Below are 22254 nucleotides of genomic sequence, written 5' to 3' on the forward strand. Positions count from 1 at the left end.
GAATTGAATTCCGGTAACAGCGGCTCGGCCAGAGCCCACAACTCGTCCGGGACAAGGCGTTTCGACAACTCGTCTACCACAAGTCGAACATCATGCAGCACAACCGGATCCGACGCAGCAGAACCGAATCACAACCACGTAAGACACGGTCTTAGGAAAAGTGCCGCAGAACACGATTCGGCGCTGAGTCCGTATCGGTCGGGTCGATTTCCTTGACGCCTTCCAGGCGCATTCTTACTTTCGCGTATATAGCCGGGTGATTGCCTCTGACAGGCGTCACCCGGCGACGGCGGGATCGACCCGATCGCGCTCACGAACTATGGGTGGGCCATGTGGCCTGCCGTGGAGTTCGCGACGCGCCGGGTGTGAAACCCGAACCGGGAAATTCGCGCGCGGTGGTGGCCTATCGGCCACCACCGTTGTGTGCGGGAGTCACTTGTGCCGGGCTCACAGCTTCCTGACTCGGGTGGCTCGAAAACGAAAGCTGTCCTGTCTGGCGGCCTCGTAGTGGAATTCGACGCGATCGCCCGCCTGCAGTGCCCGGAACCCCGTGTCCTCGATGGCGGAATAGTGCACCCATGCGTCGTGCCCGTCGGGCAACTCGGCCGACGCGATGGCGCCCCAGCCTTTCTCGGCGCGGAAGAACTTGACAATGCCTTCGGTCATCGTCCGATCATCCCGTGCCTACCACTGCAACCCCGGGACGATGCGGGCGACGCGCGCCGCGGGCCCGGGCAGGGCCATGAGCGGCATGATGACCGGGGCGAGCACAGCGAGGGGCATGCGGCTGTGCCGCGCGTCCGCAGCGGCGGGCTTCATGGTCGCGGGGTCCGTGTCGCCTTGCGCCGCGCGGGATTCCCCGAACAGGCGGAAGCCCTGGTGCATGATCCGGCGCTTCACCGACGGCATCAGCAGCTCGACCGCTTGGGCGAAAGTGCCGACCGGGGTGTCGATCCGATGCGGACGGTCCTCCAGCGCGCGGATCACGATGGCGGCCGCCCGCTCCGGGTCGGGAACCGGAAGCGCACGGTACAGGTCGGTCGGCGCGATCATCGGTGTGCGCACCAGCGGCATCCGCACCGAGGTGAACGTGACTCCGGCATCACGGTTCTCGACCGCAGCGATCTCGCTGAAGTTGTCCAGCGCCGACTTGCTCGCCACATACGCGGCGAACCGGGGCACCTTGGTCTGCACCGCGATCGAGGAGATGTTGACCACATGTCCGAAGTGGCGTGCCCGCATCGACGGAAGCAATCCGAGGATGAGCCGCACAGCGCCGAAGTAGTTCACCGCCATGGTGCGCTCGAAATCGTGCATCCGGTCGGTCGAGTTCAGCACGGAACGACGGATCGAGCGGCCGGCGTTGTTCACCAGGTAGTCGACGTGGCCGTGGTCGTCGAGCACGCACTGCACGAGCTTCTCGACCGCCTCGGAGTCGGTGATATCGCAGGGATAGGCATGCGCCACACCGCCTTCCACGCGCACCGCGTCGGCGGCGGCGGCCAAGTCGTCATGTCCGCGCGCGACCATGAGCACCGTGGCGCCGCGCCGGGCGACCGCGTGCGCGGTGGCCAGACCGATGCCGGAGGAGGCGCCCGTGATGAGAACGACCCGGCCCGCGAGCGGATCACCGGTGAGGGACACGCGGCCGCGCTGCGGATCGAGATGGTCGCGCCAGTACTGCCACAGGCGCTCGGCGTAGCTGTCGAACGACGGCACGGTCAGGCCTGCGCCGCGCAGCTGGGCGCGGGTGGAATCACTGATGAAATCGGCCGAGAACGACGTGTGCGGCGCGACCTCGGCGGGAATGCCCAACTGCTCCAACAGGAAATCGCGTATGGCGGGGACGCCGGGGATCTGCGCGAGCCCGCTGAGTGCGAGGCCGCTGCCGGGCACCGGGCCGACGCCGGAGGGTGCGCCCGCCGCGGCGGCGAGTGCGCCATAGATCTCGCTGAACGGCTGCGGCACCGGGTTGACCAGGTGGAACGTGCGGCCGTCCAGGCCGGGGCGGCGGACCAGCTCGACCATGGCGGCGGAGACGTAGTCGACCGGGACGATATTGGTCGCGCCGAGATCGGGCAGAGGTACCGGCAGGTCGGTCGGCAGTGCGCCGAGCTTGGCGATGGCGGCGAAGAAATAGTACGGGCCGTCGATCTTGTCCATCTCGCCGGTGCGGGAATCGCCCACGATGATCGCGGGCCGGTACACCCGCCAGCGCACGCCGCGCGACTCGCGAACGAGCTTCTCGGCGACGAATTTTGTGCGGTGATACGGCGAGGTCAGCTGCTGTCCGAGATCGAAGTCCTCTTCGAAGAACTTGCCTTTGTGATCGCCCGCCACGGCGACGGAGGAGACGTGGTGCAGTACCGCGTCCAACTCGCGGGCCAGCGCCAGGACCGAGCGGGTGCCCGCGACGTTCGCGGCGTGCGCGGTGTCCTCGTCGGCGGTCATGTCGTAGACGGCGCCGAGGTGGATGATGTGGTCGGCCGGCGGCGCTTCGCAGGCCAGGCCGAGTCCGTCGGCGGTGAGGTCGCCGATCAGCGCGAAGACGCGCTCGCCGCCATGCCAACCCGCTGCGAGTTCGGTGAATTTCGCCAGCGAGGCCTCGCGCACCAGCACGTGCACGATCGCCTCGGGATCGCGATCCAGGAGATCCTGCACCACCCGCCGGCCCAAGAATCCGGTACCGCCTGTAACGATGTAGGAAGCCATCGCCCTCTCCTGCCGTTCGCTCGAACCATGTTGTCGCACAAGTCATCCGGCATGCGGCAGTGGATGCGGACAGCTTGGATTCGGCCCCCATGACAGTCCGTCGGGCCGAAAGTAGGAACACCTTCGTCCTGACTTATTACTGAACAGTAACCGACCGCGCGTAATGCGAGCAAGCGATCATGGTCCGGTCTGGCTGTGGGAATGGTCACCGTCTGCCCAGGTCAAAGGGTGTGTGTTACAAAGATTTCCAGTTATCCGAATTCTGGTCGAGTGTCCAGTAATCTGGCGGCGTTTCGGTGCCGCTACTTCTTCTCGACCCGGGCGGGGGGCGCCTGCAGCGGCGGTCTGTCGCGGAGAAACGCTTCGAAGGCATCCAAATCCGTTGGGCCCGGGGCATTGTCGGTTCCCTCTGCGAAAACGGTGAAACCGTCGCCGCCGGAGGCGAGGAAGCTGTTGGTGGTGATGCGGTAGGCAGCGACCGGGTTGAGCGGCTGTCCCGCGACGCGGACGCTGTCGGCGATCACCTTCGCGCCCGTGGGGGCCGTGTCGGAGTAGGTGTAGGTGATGCCGGCGAGGGACAGGACAGTCGGCTTGCTCACATCGGCCCACTGCTGTTCGAGCAGGCGCAGGATCTGAGTACCGGTGAGCGTGCGCGTGACGACCTGGTTGCCGAACGGCTGCACGGTGAAGATGTCGCCGTAGGTGATCGGACCAGCCTCCAGATCGGCGCGCACACCCCCAGGATTCATGAACGCGGCGACGGCCGCCGCGGGGCCCGCGGTGACCGACAGCATGGAATCGGCGATCACGTCACCGAGCGGTGACGTACCCGCAGGGCCCGGTTCGTGCGGAAGAGTGTCCGCGGTCGCGCCGACTACGCGGTCGGCGCGGGAGCGGGACTGCTCGGTGAAGAAGTCGATGAGCGCGTTTGTCGAGGTGTCCGGTGTGACTTCGCGAGACACTACTCGGTTGATCGCGGAAGCCTGCACCCCGTCGGCGCCGAAGCGCAGGGTGATGTCGGTGATGAGCCGCCCGTACGAAGCGGCCTGAGTCACCACCTTCCCGCCGATCGTGCACACGTAGGGCTGATGGCTGTGGCCGGTGATCACCGCGCGCACCGCCTGGTCGACCCGCTCGGCAATACCGGTGACGTTCGGTGTGATGTCGGCGCATCCGTTGTAGTCGAGTGGTGCGTCCTTGCCCGGTCGCTGGACGCCACCATCATGTATCAGGGCCACGATCGTCTCCGCGCCCGCCGCCTTCACCTCGGGCACGTAGCGGTTGACCGCGTCGGCTTCGTCGCCAAAGGTGTAACCGCGAATGCCTTCGGGCAGAACAATATTCGCCGTGTCGGGCGTGACCGTCCCAACTATGCCGATCTTGTGCCCGCCCACCCGGAGCAGTATCCACGGGCGCAGCGCGGGCGGCAGGTCGCCTCGCGCGTCCGCAACATTCGCGGCCAGATACGGGAATCTCGCGCCCGTGAACGGCGCACCGGGCGAGCAGCCGTCCGGGGCGCAACCGCCCTGCTGGATCCGCCCCAGTTCCACTACACCGTCGTCGAATTCGTGGTTGCCCACCGACGACGCGGCCACCCCGACGCTGTTCATGAAGGTGATAGTCGGCTCGTCGTGGAACAGCCCGGAGATCAGGGGACTGGCCCCGATGTTGTCTCCGGCCGCCACCACGGCGCTCGCCGGATACGCGGCCTGCAAGCGCCCCAGGTGGGTGGCGAGATACGCCGCCCCGCCCGCGTCGTATCCCGCGATCTTCCCGGTCGACCCGCCCGGCGGCTGTAAGTTTCCGTGCAGGTCGTTGAAGCCGAACAGGTGCACCTCGTCGGGATGCGGCGCAGGCAGATCATTCGTCGAAACCAATGGCACCACTCGTAGCGCCGTCGAGGAGGCAGGCCCTCCGCCGGCATCGGACGTCCGGCCGCATCCCCCGACCAGACCCACAAGACCGACAAGAACCACGGCGATACGACGGCGCGCTCTCATGTCACGACTGTCTCACGCCGCGTCTGTCCACGCCGGGCACTGCGGAATCCGCACCCGCCGAAGGGACCCCGACTCGCTGTTCGCAGCCACGGCCCGGGTCGATTGATTCTCCGGGTCTCTGTCACCCGCCGCGGCGGGACGCCGCCTACTGGGCGGCCGGGAACTGCTCGGCCAACTCCTGGAAGACCGCGGTGTTCATCGCGAAGGCGCGCCGGCCCTCATCGAGCATGCGGCGGCGCTCCAGATCGTCGAGTGGCAGCCGGTCGAGCAGGCCGCGATACTCCCGCTTGAACGCCGCCGGGTTGCCGACGCCGTCGAACACGTAGAAGCGCACACCGTCGCCGCGGTGGGACAGGTTCCACAGCTTCTCCGCGGTGCCGCGGATGACCTGTCCGCCGGATAGGTCACCGAGGTAGCGGGTGTAGTGGTGGGCGATGTAGCCGGCGGGCCAGTTACGGGCGCACTCGTCGATACGCTCGGCGTAGGCGGCGGTCGCGGGCAGCGGTTCGAGGCCTGCGCACCACTCGGAACCGATGAGGTGGGCGAGGTCGCGCTCGAGTTCGACGGTGCGCGCGAGCTCGGGCCGGATGAACGGTCCGGCGATCGGGTCGTCGGCCAGCGCGTCCGAGCGGCCCTCGAGCGCGCGATAGATGAACCAGAGCTGGGCGGTGTAGCGGTGATACGAATCGACGCCGAGCGCTCCGCCGAGCATGTCGCTCATGAACCGGGAGCTTTCCGCCTCCGCGTGCTGCCGCTCGGTGGCGCGGCGAATCTGGGTCGAGAATGGGACTGCCTGCGCCATGTCCCGAACCACCTCCCCTTGGCCACAATATTCGGCTACCCGATCAACCGATACGAGGGTACCGGGTGGGTGCGGGTCTTATACGTATCTTGCCGTTCACTGAACCGGCGCCGACCGGCGGCGACGCCGCACGGTCGGGCGGCGCAGCGAGCCGAATCGCCGCAGTATCTGTGGCCGGCGGACGGTCCGGTCGAACCATTCGCCGAGGGTGACGCCCGCCGCCAGCGCGCAGCCGACGCCGACCGCCGCGAGTAGTTGGTTGGCTCCGATCAACAGTTCGTCGTTGAGTAGCGCGGACAAACCTCGATAGACCTTGAGACCGGGTAGCAGCGGGGTGATGCCCGCGACCGCGACGACCAGCGGAGGAGTCAGCGCCCGGCGGGCCATCAGACCACCGGCCAGGCCGACCAGCGTCGCGGCGACGGCGGAGGAGATCACCGGACCGAACCCGGCTTGTTGCGCGAGCAGGAAGCAGATGGTGCCCGCGGCGCCGCTGCCCGCGGCGGCGGCGAGGGCGCGACGTTCGGCATAGCAGGCGAGCGCGAAGGCCAGCGCCGCGATGGCGCCCGCCATGATCTTCATCGGCAGGTCGGTGATGTCGCGGGCGGAGCTGAGGTAGACCGGCGGCACGGTGGCGTCGACCAGATCGGCGATGCGCAGCGTCAGCGCGATACCCGCGATGATCCCGCCGGTCATCATCATCACCTCGAGCATGCGGGCGGTCGCGGTGATGGGCGCGCCGGTGATCGCGTCCTGTACCGAGCCGACCAGTTGTAATCCACTGAGCAGCACGGTGATTCCCGCCGCGATGATCAGGGTGGGGTCGACGTCGATGTGCAGCCGGGCGGCCAGGGTGGCCAGCACGATGGCCGGTATCGCCGCGATCGCGCCGCCGACCACGTGCTGGAAGAAGAACGGCAGGCCGTAGCGATTGAGCACCCGGTTGGTGCGGTCGATCGCCGCGGTGCTGGCGAAACTGACGGCCGCGACGAGGGCGCCGCCGCCGAGCAGTGCCGCGATCGCCGCCGCCATGAGCGACCAGGCGAAGGTGGCGGTCCAGCGCTGATAGGGGTGCGGGGCCGAGGTGATCGCGTCGAGAGCGGCGCGCGCCTCGTCCGGTGGGATCAGCTCGTTGCGGATCCGTCGGGTCAGCCGGTCTACCGCGGCGAGGCGCGTGAAATCCAGGGACCGGTAATGCACGATCCGAGCGGCGCTTGCCGGTGGCAGCTGCCGTCCGCGGTCGGCCCAGATCCTGATGGCGTCGTAGGTGACATCAACGCTGCAGCGGGACAGGCCGTAGGTGGCGGCGATGAATCGTACCGTCGTCGTGGTGTCGACGACGCCGGTGCCGGAGGCGAGCACCACTTCGCCGACGCGGACCGCGAGATCGAGGACCTCGGCGACGCGGGCGTCGTCGGTGAGGTCGATCGGCTGTAGCGGCGTCGGCGCCGAGACAATAGTGTCCGCGGTCGCCTGACGGTCCGCGACGAGCAAACCGACGGCTTGGCTGACGACGGGAATCCGGCGGGCCCGCCGCAGGCGGAGCCCACGGCGCCAGCCGAGGTGGTCGACTCGCTCGGCGGTGATGTCGCCTCCGGAAAATGCGTCAGGACCCATGACCGCGAACCTAGTCATTGTGCGTGTCCTTGGCATCCGGGCGCGTCACGGCGGGCGTGTCGGTCTTGCGGAGGCTCTTGGTCGGTCTCGCCAACCGTGGTAGAACTTGTTCTAATTTCGGCGATGGGAGCGTGTACGGTGCGGTATGGAATCGTGTTGTTCACCAGCGATCGGGGAATCAGCCCCGCGGATGCGGCGGTGGCCGCCGAACGTGCCGGTTTCGACACGTTCTATGTGCCCGAGCACACCCATATCCCGGTGGTCCGCGCGGCGGCGCATCCGCGCACCGGCGACGCGAGCCTGCCCGACGACCGGTACCTGCGCACCCTCGACCCCTGGGTGGCGCTCGGCGCGGCGGCCGCCGTGACCAGTCGCATCGGGTTGTCCACCGCGGTGGCGCTGCCCGCCGAACATCATCCGATCACGCTGGCCAAGACCATCGCCTCGCTGGACCATCTGTCCGGCGGCCGGGTCAGCCTCGGTGTGGGATTCGGGTGGAACACCGACGAGCTGGCCCACCACGGCGTGCCCGCGGGCAAGCGAAGGACTGTGCTGCGCGAGCATCTGGACGCCATGCGGGCCCTGTGGACCGAGGAGGAAGCCAGCTTCGATGGGGAATTCGTGTCCTTCGGCGCCAGCTGGTCCTGGCCCAAGCCGGTGCGGAAGCGAATCCCGGTGCTGCTCGGTGCTGCCGGGACCGAGAAGACCTTCACATGGTTGGCGAAGAACGCCGACGGGTGGATCACGACCCCCACCGAGGACGGTCTGGGCGACAAAATCGCACTTCTGCATCGGATCTGGCGGGAGCACGATCGCGCGGGCACTCCCGAGATCGTCGCCCTCGCCGGTCGGCACGACGCGGCGCAGCTGACGCAGTGGGCCGAATTCGGCGTCACCGAAGTGGTTTTCGGACTGCCCGACCGGTCAGCGGACGACGTCAGGGCCTACCTCATGCGGCTGGCGGGGAAACTCGGAATCGAAGAAGCCCAATAACACCACGGGCACTATCGGGTTCCTCGCCCCTGACCTCGCCTGCGGACCACCACCAAACCCGCGATCACGCCGACCACGACCACGACGACGGCGCCGAGCGCTGCGGGGAGGACCCAGCTCTGCGACGATTCCGCCTCGGCGGTGGCTTCCGCGCTCGTTCCGCCGCTCGCACTCGTCATGGATTTGCCGGGCTTCGGCGCGGAATTCTCGCCGAAGACGCCGTCGACGACGCTGGTCGAATACTGCGGCCCGCCCTCCTGATTGCCGGTGACGGTGAGATCCAATCGAATGGATAGCGGCTGTTGTTGTCCCTTCTCGGTGAACGTGGACCCAACCTTCACCGCGATGTAGTACCAACCGGCCACGGACTGCTTTCGTATGTCGGCCTGGCCGGCGTCGCGGTTGTGGTAGCGGATAGGCACCGTGGCTATCGCCTTGTCCGTTGGCAACACTTCGTCACTACCGGTGTACGACGTGAAATCGGAGTCTATGGCCTCCCGGATCGGGCTGTAGAGAGTAGTGCGGATATTGGACACGTCGTCGAGTCCGTGTCGGTCGTTCCCCGCGAAATGCACCTGATATGCCAGACCGCGGCCCCAGTCGAGCCGGACCCGGTAGAACACGAACTCTCCCCGCTGGATGGTGTCGGTGTAGCGACCGCCGCCGTCGAGTGTGGCTGCGGTGTTGAACGATCCCCCGCCGGTAACCGGCGTGCCCGTGCCGGTGGGCTCGCTGAAGCTTGTGGGCGGGAGCGCCGCCACCGGTCCGCCGTCGGTGACCGCGGGCTCGATGCCGACGAGCAGTTCGAGGGGTAGTCGCTCGGGCACTCCCGCGGAGACCTTGTCCCACTTCAGTGCGAAGTAATACCGGCCGCCCCCTGTGCATTTGTCGGCGCTCGTTTTGCCCGTGCGCTCCTTGGTCGCTCCGTCCCAGGTGCTGGCGACGGTGAGCGCAACGCCATCACTGGAACTGGTGGCTTGTTCGAATTCGAAGGCGTTACAGTCCCGGCCGTCCGCACCGTACACGCGTAGGTCGAGGACGTTGATGTCATCGACGGATCCGATGCCCGGCAGCCGCGGAAAGGAGACGGTACCACTGAAATACGCGGTGGCACCGGCGGGAACGTCGACTGCCCAGTACCGGGTCTCCCGCTGGCCGATGGTGTCCAGGTACTGGCCGGGTGTGGCGACGGGTGCGCTGTCGTAGCCTGCGGTGCCGGTGATCGGCGTGCCCGCGGCCTGATAGTTGCGCAGCGCGGCGGCGCTCACCCGGGGCAGGATCCGCTTCAGCGCGTTGCCGTCCGCCGCGTCGGTGTAGGTGCCGCCGGTGGCCTGTGCCATGCAGGTCAGCTGGGCGCGGGCCTTGGTGTCCACCGCGAAGCCGATCGCATGCATGATCAGGTCGACGCCGCGCTGCTTCACCTCTCGCGCCACCTCGCACGGGTCGGGCGGGGCGCAGGTGTCGTCGCCGTCGGAAACCAGCACGACCGAGCGTGGGCCGGAACCGGGGAGAGCGTCGGCGGCCTGGCGCAGTGCGGTGCCCATCGGGGTCCAGCCGCGGGCCTGGATGCGGTCGACTGCGGAGATCAGTGCGGTCCGGTCGAGGGTGTCGGGGCGGTGCAACATCTGTACGTCCCGGCATCCCGTGGTTTTCTCCGCCTCGGTGTTGCCGGTGCTGGTGCCGTAGGTGACGAGCCCCACCTTCGACTCGGCGGGCGCGGCGTCGACGAACGTGCGGACCGCGGTCTTGGCGGCGTCCATCATGGTGCCCGCCGGGTCCGGCCGCTGCATCGATCCGGAGGCGTCCAAAATCAGCATGGTCGGTGCGTACTGCACGGTCTGTTCGGAGTGGTTCGGCTGTGCCGAGGCGCTCGGAGCGGCGAGTGCCGCACCGATCAGGCAGGTGGTGAGCACGGCGGTGAACGTGGTGAATCTCAGCATGGTCCTCGTCAATTGTGTATCGCCTGCTGTATTACACGGCACGCTACGGTTCCCGACGACCGTATTGCTCGAGTCTTCGTGGCGCGAGTCGTACTGCCCCACCACGGGAAGTGGCCCGCACAACGCGCGGGCCACAAGATCGGGCTGATCAGCGCAGGTCGCGCCTGCGGAAGGCGGCGACACCGACGCTGAGCAGGATCGCGGCGATTCCGAGTAACCACAGCACCGGCTGCGCCTGGAACTCCGAACCGGGCAGCTTCGGCGGATGGATGTAAGGCACCAGATCCACCATCCACTGCGGCAGCCCGTCCAGGGAGCCGACGAAGTAGAGCACCACCATGGCGCTGAGCACGCCCCACGCCACCGGTGTGAACCGCGGCGCGAGACCGTACAGGGCCACCGCGATGCCGGTGACCACCCAGACCGCGGGCAGCTGCACGGCCGCCGCGCCGATCGACTGCGGCAACTTCGTACCCAGATCGCCCGCCGAGGAGCCGTACACGACGCCGATCGACGCACCGGCGACCAGCAGCGCTGCCGCAGGACCGAGTACCGCGAAACCGATATGGCTGAGCGCGTATCGGGAGCGGCCGACCGCGCCGGACAGCGTGGCCTCGACGCGTGCGCTGGACTCCTCGTCGTGCAGCCGCAGGGCGGCGGAGATCGAGTAGGCCGACGCGGCCGCGGCGAGCATCGCAACGGCATAGGTGATGAACGACTGCTGCAACTGCTCGGAGCCGCCCATCCGGGTGACGATGTCGCGAATGGTGGCGCTGCCGTCGAGCATGTCGCCGATGCTGTTGACCGCGCCGCCGATCAGCAGGCCATAGAGCGTGAAGCCGACGGTCCAGGCCAGCAGCGTGCCGCGTTGTAACCGCCAGGCCAGTCCGAGCGGGCCGGACAGGCTGGGGGCCGCGGCCGGCGGTCCAGGACGCTCGGCGAGCAGCCCCGAGCCGGTGTCGCGGTTGCCGAGCAGTACGTACGCGGCGGCGGTCCCGAGCACGGCAGCGGCGCACAGCGGAATCAGCACCCACCAGCGCTCGCTCGCGTACGGCCGGATCTGCAGGCACCAACCGATCGGCGAAAACCAGGACAGCACACCGTTTCCGGCGTCGCCGACGGCCCGCAGCGCGAACGCGGCGCCGAGCGTGCCGAACGCCACGCCGCGCGCCACCCGCGCGCCCGCGCTCACCTGGGCCGCCACCGCGGCGACGGAACCCCAGAGGATGCCCGATGCCGCGAGAGCGGCGCCGAAGGCGAGCGAGCCCGCGCCAGGCAGATCGTTGCCGTAGAGCGACAAGGCGCACACGATTCCGGCGAACAGCGCGCCGGAATAGGTCATGATCAGCGCGGTGGTGAGCCCGGCAAACCGCCCGATGCTGGTGGCGCCTACCAGCTCCGCGCGCCCGGTCTCCTCCTCGACCCTGGTGTGCCGGATCACCGTCAGTACCGTGGCGATGGCGATCATGGTGTACATGGCTCCTGCTTTCCAGGTGCCGATCGAACCGAGCTGCGAGCTGAACACCGGGCCGTACATGGCGAGCAGCGCCGGGCTGTCGGCCGTGGTTCTGGCGAAGCCGTCGAGCTCGGCCTGGGTGTCGTACAGATCCTTGATGCTGGCGATCTGGAAAGCGGGCATCAAACCGATCAGCAGCGTCCACAGCGGCAGCACGATCCGGTCCCGGCGCAGATATAACCGCAGCAACTGCCGGGTGCCTGCGAAATCGCTGAAGTCGCCGAATGCCGGTGCCGCGGCGGTGCGGTCGGTGGTGGGGGTGGTCATGCTCGCACCTTCCCGATGGTCGCAGCGGTCTCTGGTGTCTCGCCGTCGACGTGGTAGTGCCGCAGGAACAGTTCCTCGAGCGTGGGCGGAGCGCTGATCAGACTGCGCACGCCGGTGTCGCCGAGCACCCGGATCAGCTCGCCGAGGTGCTCGCCCTCGACCTGGCAGCGCAGCGTGGCGCCGTCCCGCTCGATGTCCTCCACGCCGGGGATGCGGCTGAGATCGCCGGGTTCGCCGAGTAATTCGGCGGTGATCGAAGTGCGCGAGAGGTGGCGCATGTCCGACAATGAGCCGCTCTCGACTGTGCGCCCGGCGCGAATGATGGTCACCCGGTCACACAGCGCCTCGACCTCGGAGAGGATGTGGCTGGACAGCAGGACGGTCGTGCCGCGCTCCTTCGCCTCGTTCACGCACTCCCGGAAGACCTGCTCCATCAGCGGGTCGAGGCCCGCGGTCGGCTCATCGAGCAGCAGCAGGCGCACGTCGGAGGCCAGCGCGGAGATCAGCGCGACTTTCTGGCGGTTTCCCTTGGAATAGGTGCGCGCCTTCTTGCGCGGGTCGAGGTCGAAGCGGTCGATCAGTTCGGCGCGGCGTTGCTTATTGATGCCGCCCCGCATCCTGGCGAGCAGGTCGATGGTTTCGCCGCCGGACAGCGAGGGCCACAGCGTGACATCGCCGGGGACATAAGCCAGTTCGTGGTGCAGGGCGACCGCGTCGGCCCACGGATCGCGGCCGAAGAGCCGAGCCCGGCCCGCGGTGGCCCGCAGAATGCCGAGCAGTACCCGGATCGTGGTCGACTTGCCTGCACCGTTGGGTCCGAGGAATCCGTGGATCTCGTCTTCGGTCACAGTGAGATTCAGTCCGTCGAGTGCGGTGACGTGTCCGAAGGTTTTGCGGAGATCGTGGACTTCGATGACGTCGGACATCAGTTCTCCTTGGTGAATGTCTCCAAGATCGTTGGATCGGTGAGGAGGCCCTGGGTGTAGAACTCCAGGGCGGGTGCGGTGAGTTCTTCGGTGAGTTCTCGAACAGCCTTGCGGTAATCGATCTTCTCGCCGTGTTGCCGGCGCATCTGCATGTACAGCAGGGTGGCGCCGACATTGAGCAATATCAGGTATCTGGCGCGTGCCGCCGAGTCGCGACTCGGTTTGATCGCGCCCGCTTCGACCCCCTGTTCGAGGTACGCCTCGGCGTCGGAAACCATGTGATCGAGCAGCGATTTCGCCATCGGTCCGCCCGCCTGGAGACTGCGCACTATGTAGGCGACCAGCGGTCCGTACGACTCGATCTCGGCGAGGGCGTTGAGCATGCCCTTCGCGACGGAGGGTGCCGTGATCGCCTTGAACCTCTCGTCGCGGATCAGTTGTAGAACACGGTCGTCGCAGGCGCCGCGCAAGCCGTCCTTGGAACCGAAGTGGTGATTGACCAACCCGGGGGAGACGCCGGCGGTAGCGGCGATCGTGCGGACTCCGACCTGGAATCCGTGTTCGCCGAAGACCTCGATCGCGGCGTCGCGGATGCGGGCCGCGGTGGTCAGATCGTCGGCGGGTCCTTGCGAAACGGGCTGTTGATTAAACACATGTTCAGTATATTAAACGCTTGTTCAAGCTTCTAGCAAGGGATTCGGTGGACATGACGCGTCAACGTTTTACCGCCCCGGTACGGGCTATCGTCGGGTTATGACCTCGGGCACCGCAACGACGGCCGATCACCTACGCATGGCACTCGACGGCCCCTGGGCGGCGGTCCGCGACGAAGCTCGCATCCAGCTGGCGGGAAAGCAGTTCACCGGGGACCCCTACCTCGACTACAAGGCGGCGCGGGCGCGGGTGCTCGAGCAGATGCGTGCCATCGCCGCGATTGGCTACGCCGAGCGGGGATTTCGGCGGGAGAACGGTGGAACCGGCGAGCCGGGGTCGGCGGTGGTCGGACTGGAGATGCTGGCCTACGCGGATCTGTCGCTGTGGGTGAAGTCAGGTGTGCAGTGGGGATTGTTCGGCGGCGCGGTGGAGAATCTCGGCAGCGAACGGCACCGGGAGTACATCAAACAGCTGATCTCGCTGGATCTGCTCGGTTGCTTCGCCATGACCGAGTCCGGACATGGCAGCGATGTCGCGAATCTGGAGACCACGGCGACCTATGATCCGCGGACCGAGGAGTTCGTCGTGCACTCGCCGACGCCGTCGGCACGCAAGGACTATATCGGCGGCGCCGCCGAACACGCCAGAATGGCGGCGGTTTTCGCGCAGTTGATCACCAATGGCGAGAACAAGGGTGTGCACTGCCTGCTGGTGCCGATCCGCGACGAGAGCGGCGCAGACCTGCCCGGGGTGACCACTTCCGACGACGGACTCAAGGGTGGCCTGCCCGGTGTCGACAATGGGCGCATCGTCTTCGACCACGTGCGCGTGCCCCGGGAGAACCTGCTCAACCGCTACGCCGATGTCGCGCCGGATGGCACCTACAGCTCCGAGATCGAGAATCCGAGCCGCCGGTTCTTCACCACGCTGGGCACGCTGGTGCGCGGTCGGGTCAGCGTCGGCGGCGCCGCGGCGGCCGGTGCGCGGGTGGCGCTGAGCATCGCGGTGCGTTACGCACTGAAGCGGCGCCAGTTCGCCGACCCGGACACCGGCGCGGAGACGGTGCTACTGGACTATCGCAGCCACCAGCGTCGCCTACTGCCGCTGGTCGCGAAGTCCTACGCGCTCGCGTTCGCGCAGAACGACCTGGTACGTCGGATGCATATGGTGCAGACCGGCCGGGACCTCGAGCCGGGCGCGCAACGTGCGCTGGAGAAGCGCGCGGCGGGGCTGAAGGTCGCGCAGACCGAGCACGCCACCCGTGCCATTCAGGAGTGCCGCGAAGCGTGCGGCGGCGCCGGCTATCTGACCGAGAACCGGCTCGTCACGTTGAAGGCGGACACCGACGTGTTCACCACCTTCGAGGGCGACAACGTCGTGCTCACCCAGTTGGTGGCCAAGGAACTGCTCACCGCCTACGCCGACGAAGTGCGCGACCTGGACGCGCTCGGCTGGGTGCGCTTCGCCGCGACCATGGCGGGCGATGTGGTGCGCAAGCGATCGGGCGTGCGCCAGCTGATCCAAACCCTCAAGGATCGCGGCGACGAGTCGATCGACGAGGGGGACCTGTCGCGTCGCGCGGTGCAGCTGCAGCTGTTCGCCGATCGGGAGGACTACCTGGTCCGCACCGCGGGACACCGGCTGCGCGCCCGGGCCGCGGACACTCGCCCGTTCGAGGCGTTCAACAACGCCCAGGACCACATCCTGGCCGCCGGCGCGGCGCATATCGACCGGTTGGTGCTCGAGGCGTTCATCGAGGGCATCGCGGACATCGAGGACCCGGACGCGCGGGCGCTCGCCGACTCGATGTGCGACCTGTTCGTCTACTCGACGATCGAGGAGAACCAAGCCTGGTACATCATGCACCGGTTCATGTCGGTCGACCGGGCGAAGGCGGTGCGCCGGGGTGTGAACGAGCTGGTCGACCGGCTGCGTCCGTACGCGCCCGCCCTGGTCGATGCGATGGGCGTGCCCGAGTCGATGCTAGGTGCGGCCATGCTCGACGACGCGAGCGTGTACGACCGGACGTAGTCCGAGCGCCGGCGCGGGGCCGGGAATTGCGGCCGCGCCGAAATTCGGCTGCCCAACACAGCAGTATCACCATCACGATCGCCGCTGCGGCGCCGCCGAGGATATCGGTCGGGTGGTGGTAATCGAGGCCCACCATCCCGGCAGCGGCCGCCAGTAGTGCCAGGCTCGCCATGGCGCACACCGCGCATCGCGTGCGGTGTGTGTCGGCCAGCAGCACGAACGTGCCGGCGATCGCGACGAGGTGGACTGTGTGCCCGCTCGGGTAGGCGAGATAGTCCTGCCACTGCCGTCCCCACAGCGGTTTCAGCAACCAGGTGTTCACCGCGACGGCGAGTTCCGGCACTATGGCCATCGTCACAGCGCGGTGCAAGTCACCGCGGTACGCGAACCACGCGCACGCCAGCAGCAGCAGTGGGAGCAGGATGTAACCGTTGCTCGGGACGACGAGCGCCTCGTACACGCCGGGTCTCGCGTCGAGCGCCGAGTGGAGGGGATCGGCGATCGCGCGATCGACTGCGGACGGACCGCCGTCGGCGGGCAGGGTCATCGGCACTGCGACAGTGACGGCGGCTCCTACCGCGGCGACGCCGATCCGGACGACATTTCCTGGGACCAATTTTTCCGGAACTGCGAGCACCGCTCGACGATAGTCAGCGGGTCAGCCTGGGCCATAGGTCGATATCGCGGTGACCACGAACCACAGCACCCAGACGAAGCCGATGACCATGCCGATCACCAAAAGGGTACGCATGAATGTGCGGCCGAGATCCAGATCGCCGGCCTCCCTCGGGTACAGCTTCCACGGGCTGTACCACGGGGCTTCGATCGTGAACGCGGACGCCTGCGCGTCCCGTTCGGCCTGCGCCAGCTCCTCCGCATAGGCCTCGGCCTGCGCCTGGTTCGGTCCGCCGTGCCACAGCGTGATATCGATCGGACCGAGGAATCCTTCGTTGAGCAGGTCCTGCGGCGCGGGCAGATAGGGCAGGATACCGAGACCGCGGAACGCGACGGCGACGTCGTTGGCCGTCCAGAGGAAGTTCTCCTCCTCGGCGAGCACGTCGAAGTAGTGCCGGAGCCGCCCGGCGTCGTCGCCGATGATGACGTCGAAGCTCGGATCGGTCCACGCCTGCTCGATCCGCAACTCGGCGCCGCGCAGCGGGACGATCAGTGCGAGGCCGTGGACGGCTCGCTGCCCCAGGCTGCGGGCGGCGAGCCAGCTTTGCAGCGCGAAGGTGTGTTCGCGGGACCTCTCCAGGGGTGTGCCGCGATCGCGGCCCTCCATTGCGGCTGGCGCGCCGTTGATCGTCCACGGGCCATTGAGCGGGACCTCCAGCACTCCGTCCTGCCGGGCGACGAGCGCCTCGGCCTCGATCACCACACAGCTGGTCGGCGTCCACACCACGGCATCGAACTGGTGCAGCCGGTCCTGGTGGAACAGGCTGCAGTTGATGGTCGCGACACCGTGCGGAGTGTCGGGATCCTTCCAGGTGCGCAGCCAATCGATCAGCGCCCGCTCGGCATTTGTGCCTGCGGCGTTCTGGACTCGCACGAGCATTGGCGACCGCCCTTCACGTCGACACTCGACAGTGGACAGGATACGAGGTTCCGCGCCGAGTTCGCCGCGCCCACGGCAACACTCGGCGTGTTGGGACCGGGACTACTCCGGCTGTTCTGCCGCGATCCGGCCTGCACGGACCGCGTCGACCAGTTCGGCGTGGTCGGCCTCGGTGCGATCGGCATAGCGCACCGCGAAACTCGCCACCGCGTCGTCGAAATGCTCGTCGCCATCGAGGTATCCCGACAGCAGCCGGGGGTCCAGCGAGCGGGAATGTGCCCTGGCCAGCAGCGCACCCGCCAGCCTCCCGTAGTCGTCGAGGTCGCTTGCGGGCAACTCCGCGGGGTCGATACTGCCCTTCAGGTTGCGAAATTGCCGCACGATGAAGGGCAATTCGATCCCGGCGCCGGTCGGGTCGAGGGAAGTCCAGCCGAGCAATATATCGGACTCGGACTGAACGAGCCTGGCGCCCTGCACGATTCGCTCCCCCTCGTGCCGGGTGCCGACCGCAGGCAGGAACGGGGCGAGCGCGGAGGGGCCGGCCTGCTTCACCTGGAGGACCAGCGCCTCGCCGTCGTTGCCGTGCAGCAGCGCGAGGTAGGTGTGCAGCCCGACACTTCCGGTGCCCACAATCCGAAACGCGATGTCGGACACCGCGAATCGGGCGATCAAATTGCGCCGGGATTCGCGCAGTGTCCCGGAGTAGCGCTCCAGCCCTCCGATCACCGCGTCGGCGACTTGGTCGTCCACCAGGGTGAGAATCGGTGGGTCGCTGACGAACCGATGTTGGCGGATGCCGGTTTCATGGTCGTCGAGGTGTTCGGTCCACTTGGCCACCACTTTGGCGCTGGTGTTCTTACGCGCCTTCTTCGCGGCCTTCTTGAAGTCGTCGAGCAGGTCGTCGGCCTTGGCGCGGCTGATCACCGACTCGTCCGGCAGCGCGCTCCAGGACTCCATGAACGGCATGGCGGCCAAGGCGTCGACGGCCAAGCGGTAGGAGCGGGCCGCATCGCGCGCCGCCGTGCGGCAGTCGTCCTCGCCGGCGCCGCCTTCGCGTCCTGCCAGCACCAAGCCGGCCGCGAGTCGCTCCAGGTCCCACTCCCACGGGCCCGCGATGGTCTCATCGAAATCGTTGATGTCCATGATGATTTCGCCGCGAGGGGTGCCGTAGAGGCCGAAGTTCGCGGCGTGCGCATCGCCGCACAGCTGGGCGACGAGCCCACTGTCCGGACCACCCGCCAGGTCGGCCGCCATCAACCCCGCCGCGCCGCGGTAGAAAGTGAACGGGGAGGCGATCATGCGGCCGATGCGCAGCGGTATCAGGTGCGGTAGCCGACCGGTGTTGCTCTTCTCGACGAACTCGAGCACGCTGGGACGGCGCACGCTCGTCGCCTCCCGGTCCCGCGCGACGACCGGTACCCGCTGGCGCAGCGCGCGCCCCTTCGCGCGGACATTGTCGGCGGGCACATAGGAGCGCAGGTCGATACCACCTTTTGACACAACGACTCACGCTAGCGGGTGCGTGGCCCCGCAACAGTGTGGTGTCGGCCTCACTTCGCCGGGATCGGGGGCTGCACCGGCTCGATCGGCAGCCGCAGCGCGCCAGGCGCCGCAGCGGGCACCGCGGGATGGGTGGGCGCCACTGGTGCGACGCGCCGGTAGGACGATCCCAGCTCCGGCCGCGTATCGGGTTCGTTCCGGTTGGGCCAGAACGCCATCGCGCGTTCGGCCTGCGCGGTGATGGTCAGCGACGGGTTCACGCCGAGATTGGCGGTCACCGCGGAGCCATCTGCGATGTGCAGGCCGGGGTGCCCGTAGACCCGCTGGTACGGGTCGACCACTCCCGTCTCCGTGCTGTCGCCGATGACGCAGCCGCCGATGTAATGGGCGGTCGCCGGGATGTCGAACACGTCCATGATCAGGCCGTGGGTGTCGCCGTCGACTTTCGCGCCGAACCGGCGGCCGATGTCGTGGGCCAGCGGAATCCAGGTCGGGTTCGACTCGCCGGTGCCTTGCCTGGTCGCGAGCTGCCCATGCCGGCGGAACGAGGTCAGCGAGTTGTCCAGCGACTGCATGATCAGCAAGATCACCGATTTCTCCGACGCGTGCCGTGCGTTGAGGCTACGGAGGAACACCAGCGGGTGCAGCAGTACCGCCAGCAGGAACCGCAGGAAACGGAACGCGCCGCCGTCCACGATCGGCACCGACATCGGGAACAGCGCGTTCTGTCCCTTGCCGTAGTGGCACACCTCGACGTGGGTATCGGCCTCCGGATGGATCGAGGAGGTGATGGCGATGCCCTCGGCGAAGTCGCGGCGCGACCGGCTCACCACGTTGAGGATCGCCTCGGAGTTGCTGCGGGTCAGCTCGCCGAGCCGAGGTGACAGGTTCGGCAGCACGCCGTCGTCGCGCATCTTGTGCAGCAGCTTCTGGGTGCCGAGGGCGGCTCCGGCGAGCACCACTTGCTCGGCGGTGAAGGTCCTGCGCTGCTTGCGGAACCAGCGGTCGGACCGTTGGGTATCGACCGCGTAGCCGCCGTCGGGCAGCGGGCGGACAGTGGTGGCTGTGGTCAGCGGGTGTACCTGCGCGCCCGCCTGTTCGGCCAGATAGAGGTAGTTGGTGGTGGTCGTGTTCTTGGCGTTGTGCGGGCAGCCGGTGAAGCACCGCGCGCAATGCACGCAGCCATTGCGTCGTGGCCCCGCGCCACCGAAGTACGGGTCGTCGACTTCGGTGCCGGGATCGCTCTCGTTGAAGAACACGCCGACGTCGGTCGGGTGGAAGGTGTCGGCGACGCCGAGGTCCTCGGCGATCTGCTCGAGCACCTCGTCGGCGGGGGTCATGCGCGGATTCGGCGCGACGCCGAGCATGCGCTTGGCTTGGTCGTAGTACGGTGCCAGTTCAGCACGCCAGTCGGTGATGTGGGCCCACTGCTGGTCGGTGTAGAAGTTCGGCAGCGGTTCGTAGAGGGTGTTGCCGTAGATGAGCGAGCCCCCGCCGACCCCCGCGCCGGAGAATACGGCGCACTTGCCGAGCAGGCTGATCCGCTGCGGTCCGGTGAGGCCGATCCGCGGAGCCCAGATCGATTTGCGCACATTCCAATTCGTGCGCGGGATGTCCTCCGCGTTCCACCGTCGACCCGCCTCTAGGACACCGACCCGGTATCCCTTCTCGGTGAGCCGCAAGGCGCTGACGCTGCCGCCGAAGCCGGAACCGATCACTACCACGTCGTAGTCGAATGCGGACATGCCTACCTCTCACTCATCTGCCGATAGGTGAGATAATTTCATACTCATTCTGTCATCGTCGAGCTGTGGCGAAAACCATCGTCGCACGGCATCGTCGGCGGGATATCGGAGAAATCGGCGCGAGGAGATGGCGGCGGCGGGGGTCGGTGCGGTAAGCACGGGTCGTGACAACCGAGTCGGGCAGAACGGAACCGGACGAGCACGCGGAGGCCGACGGGGTGAATCCCGGCGTCCCCGCCGACCGCGTCCTGACCGTGCCGAACGTACTCAGCGTGCTGCGCCTGCTCGGCGTTCCGCTGTTCCTGTGGTTGCTGCTGGTCGAGCGGGCCGATGGCTGGGCATTCGCGCTGCTGGTCGCCAGCGGGGTCACCGATTTCCTGGACGGCAAGCTCGCGCGGCTGCTCGACCAGTCCTCGCGGCTCGGGGCGCTGCTCGATCCGCTCGTCGACCGGCTGTATCTGGTCACGACGCTGGCGTCCTTCGTGATACGAGGCCTGATCCCGTGGTGGGTGGCCGTGATCCTGGTCGGCCGCGACCTCGTGCTCACCCTCACGCTCTCGGTCTACAGGCGTCGCGATTTGCCCCCGCCCGAGGTGATCTACCTGGGCAAAGCGGCCACCTTCGCGCTGATGTCCGCGCTGCCCTGGTTGCTGGCGGGGCAGATGGACTGGGCGGCCGACGGTTTCGGGCGGGCCTTCGGTGGGGCATTACTGGTCTGGGGTACGGCGGTATACGTGTGGACCGGCGTTCTCTACACCGGCAAGGCCATCAGGGTCGCAAGAGCGATACCGGCCGTGCCGGACCGGGCGGCGTAGCCGATAGAGTTTGCGTGCAACGTTCAAACGAAAGGACGGCCTGTGACCCAGACCCCCGAGGATCTGCGCTACACCGAGGAGCATGAGTGGGTTCGCCGGATCGCCCCGACCCGGGTTCGGGTGGGCATTACCGACTACGCCCAGTCTCAACTCGGTGACGTTGTGTTCGTACAGTTGCCCCAGACGGACACGGATGTGGCCGCCGAGGACAGCATCGCGGAGGTGGAGTCGACCAAGAGCGTGTCCGACATCTACGCGCCGCTGAGCGCGAAAGTCGTTGCGGTGAACGAGAAGTTGACCTCGGAGCCGGAGACGTTGAACACCGATCCCTACGGTGACGGGTGGCTGTTCGAACTGGAGGTGAGTGACACGGAGCGCCTGGACGCGACGCTCGATGAACTGCTGGATGCCGCAGGTTATCAAGGAGTTATCGGGGGCTGAATCAGCCTTCCCAGTTCTACCTGCACGGGTGCGGCCCGGCAGGGTACGGTCAATGCCAACAGACGTATCCGGCGGTTGTGCCGGGAGTCCAGGCACTCGAGGGCAGGTCGTGGTGCCACAGGTATCACCTGCTTGCATGGATAATCAGGTTCGAGGAGGAGAGAAACGGTGAGCGAGAACAAAGACCCGGGTTACGGGGAGACCGCGGCCGAGACGACGTCGGTCTTCCGCGCGGATTTCCTGAACGAGGTCGACGCGTCGCGCGCCGCAGAGACGACCGGCGAGCAGCCGGTCCAAGGGGTCGAGGGTCTGCCCGTCGGCGCGGCCCTTCTGGTCGTCAAACGCGGCCCGAACGCGGGTTCGCGGTTCCTGCTGGATCAGCCGACCACGTCGGCGGGGCGCCACCCTGACAGTGACATCTTTCTCGACGACGTCACCGTCAGCCGTCGGCACGCCGAGTTCCGTCAGGACGACGATTCGTTCCAGGTCGTCGACGTGGGCAGCCTGAACGGCACCTACGTGAACCGGGAGCCGGTCGACTCGTCGGAGCTGCAGAACGGTGACGAGGTGCAGATCGGGAAGTTCCGGCTGGTGTTCCTGACCGGACCGCGGGCACAGGTGACCGACTCGTCGGCGGGTGCGGGCAGTCTATGACAACGGTGGCGCTGGGTCTCGCACCTCATGAAAGGCTCGGGGTCATGAAGGACCTGGCGCGGTGACCGGTGCGGCGCAGTGGGCCC

17 protein-coding genes and 1 pseudogene are annotated in these 22254 nt (G+C 67.5%); 5 read left to right on the forward strand and 13 right to left on the reverse strand.

Features of this window, described 5'->3' with window-relative positions; translation table 11 throughout:
• Positions 1-447: 447 nt before the first annotated feature.
• The 5 genes from AB4Z47_RS08830 to AB4Z47_RS08850 all read right to left on the reverse strand — a co-directional run bounded on the left by AB4Z47_RS08830 (position 448) and on the right by AB4Z47_RS08850 (position 7149).
• Complete coding sequence (locus AB4Z47_RS08830; protein ID WP_441949407.1) at positions 448-666, reverse strand: cold-shock protein; 219 nt, start codon at positions 664-666, stop codon at positions 448-450.
• Positions 667-684: 18 nt separating this feature from the next.
• A complete protein-coding gene (locus AB4Z47_RS08835) occupies positions 685-2712 on the reverse strand; it encodes an SDR family oxidoreductase (RefSeq protein WP_441949408.1) in 2028 nt (675 codons plus the stop codon).
• Positions 2713-3014: 302 nt separating this feature from the next.
• Positions 3015-4712: a bifunctional metallophosphatase/5'-nucleotidase gene (locus AB4Z47_RS08840; protein ID WP_441949410.1), complete on the reverse strand. Its 1698-nt coding sequence runs from the start codon at positions 4710-4712 to the stop codon at positions 3015-3017.
• A gap of 145 nt (positions 4713-4857) precedes the next feature.
• A complete protein-coding gene (locus AB4Z47_RS08845) occupies positions 4858-5514 on the reverse strand; it encodes a heme oxygenase (biliverdin-producing) (RefSeq protein ID WP_441949411.1) in 657 nt (218 codons plus the stop codon).
• A 96-nt stretch (positions 5515-5610) separates the two neighbouring features.
• Entirely contained in the window at positions 5611-7149 is a 1539-nt protein-coding gene (locus tag AB4Z47_RS08850) for a threonine/serine ThrE exporter family protein (protein WP_441949413.1), read from the reverse strand.
• 120 nt (positions 7150-7269) lie between these two features.
• On the opposite strand from AB4Z47_RS08850, the gene AB4Z47_RS08855 reads away from it, so the two are divergent.
• A complete protein-coding gene (locus AB4Z47_RS08855; protein WP_441949414.1) occupies positions 7270-8124 on the forward strand; it encodes an LLM class F420-dependent oxidoreductase in 855 nt (284 codons plus the stop codon).
• Positions 8125-8135: 11 nt separating this feature from the next.
• Here AB4Z47_RS08855 and AB4Z47_RS08860 read toward each other — a convergent pair whose 3' ends face one another.
• From AB4Z47_RS08860 to AB4Z47_RS08875, 4 genes are all read right to left on the reverse strand, one after another.
• Positions 8136-10064 (reverse strand): vWA domain-containing protein, encoded by a 1929-nt coding sequence (locus tag AB4Z47_RS08860; protein ID WP_441949416.1) that lies wholly within the window; start codon positions 10062-10064, stop codon positions 8136-8138.
• A gap of 148 nt (positions 10065-10212) precedes the next feature.
• Entirely contained in the window at positions 10213-11847 is a 1635-nt protein-coding gene (locus tag AB4Z47_RS08865; protein ID WP_441949418.1) for an ABC transporter permease, read from the reverse strand.
• A complete protein-coding gene (locus AB4Z47_RS08870; protein ID WP_441949419.1) occupies positions 11844-12773 on the reverse strand; it encodes an ATP-binding cassette domain-containing protein in 930 nt (309 codons plus the stop codon). Before AB4Z47_RS08870 ends, AB4Z47_RS08865 begins: the two co-directional genes overlap by 4 nt.
• On the reverse strand, positions 12773-13426 hold the full coding sequence (locus AB4Z47_RS08875; protein ID WP_441949421.1) for a TetR family transcriptional regulator: 654 nt from the start codon (positions 13424-13426) through the stop codon (positions 12773-12775). Before AB4Z47_RS08875 ends, AB4Z47_RS08870 begins: the two co-directional genes overlap by 1 nt.
• A 100-nt stretch (positions 13427-13526) precedes the next feature.
• Between AB4Z47_RS08875 and AB4Z47_RS08880 the strand changes: the two genes are divergently transcribed.
• Complete coding sequence (locus AB4Z47_RS08880; protein ID WP_441949422.1) at positions 13527-15458, forward strand: acyl-CoA dehydrogenase family protein; 1932 nt, start codon at positions 13527-13529, stop codon at positions 15456-15458.
• A gap of 58 nt (positions 15459-15516) precedes the next feature.
• On the opposite strand, the pseudogene AB4Z47_RS08885 reads toward AB4Z47_RS08880, so the two are convergent.
• The 4 genes and pseudogenes from AB4Z47_RS08885 to AB4Z47_RS08900 form a co-directional block, all read right to left on the reverse strand.
• Positions 15517-16005, reverse strand: a pseudogene (locus AB4Z47_RS08885) (phosphatase PAP2 family protein); the annotation flags it as partial.
• 111 nt (positions 16006-16116) lie between these two features.
• A complete protein-coding gene (locus AB4Z47_RS08890) occupies positions 16117-17013 on the reverse strand; it encodes a nuclease-related domain-containing protein (RefSeq protein WP_441949424.1) in 897 nt (298 codons plus the stop codon).
• A gap of 102 nt (positions 17014-17115) precedes the next feature.
• Complete coding sequence (locus AB4Z47_RS08895; protein WP_441949426.1) at positions 17116-18513, reverse strand: DUF2252 domain-containing protein; 1398 nt, start codon at positions 18511-18513, stop codon at positions 17116-17118.
• A 50-nt stretch (positions 18514-18563) separates the two neighbouring features.
• Positions 18564-20258, reverse strand: coding sequence for a GMC oxidoreductase (locus tag AB4Z47_RS08900; RefSeq protein ID WP_441949427.1), 1695 nt, complete (start codon positions 20256-20258; stop codon positions 18564-18566).
• Between the two features lie 164 nt (positions 20259-20422).
• On the opposite strand from AB4Z47_RS08900, the gene AB4Z47_RS08905 reads away from it, so the two are divergent.
• The 3 genes from AB4Z47_RS08905 to garA all read left to right on the forward strand — a co-directional run bounded on the left by AB4Z47_RS08905 (position 20423) and on the right by garA (position 22168).
• On the forward strand, positions 20423-21073 hold the full coding sequence (locus AB4Z47_RS08905) for a CDP-alcohol phosphatidyltransferase family protein (RefSeq protein ID WP_441949429.1): 651 nt from the start codon (positions 20423-20425) through the stop codon (positions 21071-21073).
• A gap of 42 nt (positions 21074-21115) precedes the next feature.
• Positions 21116-21514, forward strand: coding sequence for a glycine cleavage system protein GcvH (gene gcvH / locus AB4Z47_RS08910; protein ID WP_441949430.1), 399 nt, complete (start codon positions 21116-21118; stop codon positions 21512-21514).
• A gap of 168 nt (positions 21515-21682) precedes the next feature.
• On the forward strand, positions 21683-22168 hold the full coding sequence (gene garA, locus AB4Z47_RS08915) for a glycogen accumulation regulator GarA (RefSeq protein WP_327115454.1): 486 nt from the start codon (positions 21683-21685) through the stop codon (positions 22166-22168).
• Positions 22169-22254: the final 86 nt, after the last annotated feature.

It is taken from the genome of Nocardia sp. 2TAF39 (genome assembly GCF_052114905.1).
GTDB lineage: Bacteria > Actinomycetota > Actinomycetes > Mycobacteriales > Mycobacteriaceae > Nocardia.

What these genes read in the sequence shown, in the direction of transcription:
- AB4Z47_RS08830 (WP_441949407.1), bottom strand. Translation starts at nt 666, where the DNA reads ATGACCGAAGGCATTGTCAAGTTCTTCCGCGCCGAGAAAGGCTGGGGC.
- AB4Z47_RS08835 (WP_441949408.1), bottom strand. Translation starts at nt 2,712, where the DNA reads ATGGCTTCCTACATCGTTACAGGCGGTACCGGATTCTTGGGCCGGCGG.
- AB4Z47_RS08840 (WP_441949410.1), bottom strand. Translation starts at nt 4,712, where the DNA reads ATGAGAGCGCGCCGTCGTATCGCCGTGGTTCTTGTCGGTCTTGTGGGT.
- AB4Z47_RS08845 (WP_441949411.1), bottom strand. Translation starts at nt 5,514, where the DNA reads ATGGCGCAGGCAGTCCCATTCTCGACCCAGATTCGCCGCGCCACCGAG.
- AB4Z47_RS08850 (WP_441949413.1), bottom strand. Translation starts at nt 7,149, where the DNA reads ATGACTAGGTTCGCGGTCATGGGTCCTGACGCATTTTCCGGAGGCGAC.
- AB4Z47_RS08860 (WP_441949416.1), bottom strand. Translation starts at nt 10,064, where the DNA reads ATGCTGAGATTCACCACGTTCACCGCCGTGCTCACCACCTGCCTGATC.
- AB4Z47_RS08865 (WP_441949418.1), bottom strand. Translation starts at nt 11,847, where the DNA reads ATGACCACCCCCACCACCGACCGCACCGCCGCGGCACCGGCATTCGGC.
- AB4Z47_RS08870 (WP_441949419.1), bottom strand. Translation starts at nt 12,773, where the DNA reads ATGTCCGACGTCATCGAAGTCCACGATCTCCGCAAAACCTTCGGACAC.
- AB4Z47_RS08880 (WP_441949422.1), top strand. Translation starts at nt 13,527, where the DNA reads ATGACCTCGGGCACCGCAACGACGGCCGATCACCTACGCATGGCACTC.
- AB4Z47_RS08890 (WP_441949424.1), bottom strand. Translation starts at nt 17,013, where the DNA reads ATGCTCGTGCGAGTCCAGAACGCCGCAGGCACAAATGCCGAGCGGGCG.
- AB4Z47_RS08900 (WP_441949427.1), bottom strand. Translation starts at nt 20,258, where the DNA reads ATGTCCGCATTCGACTACGACGTGGTAGTGATCGGTTCCGGCTTCGGC.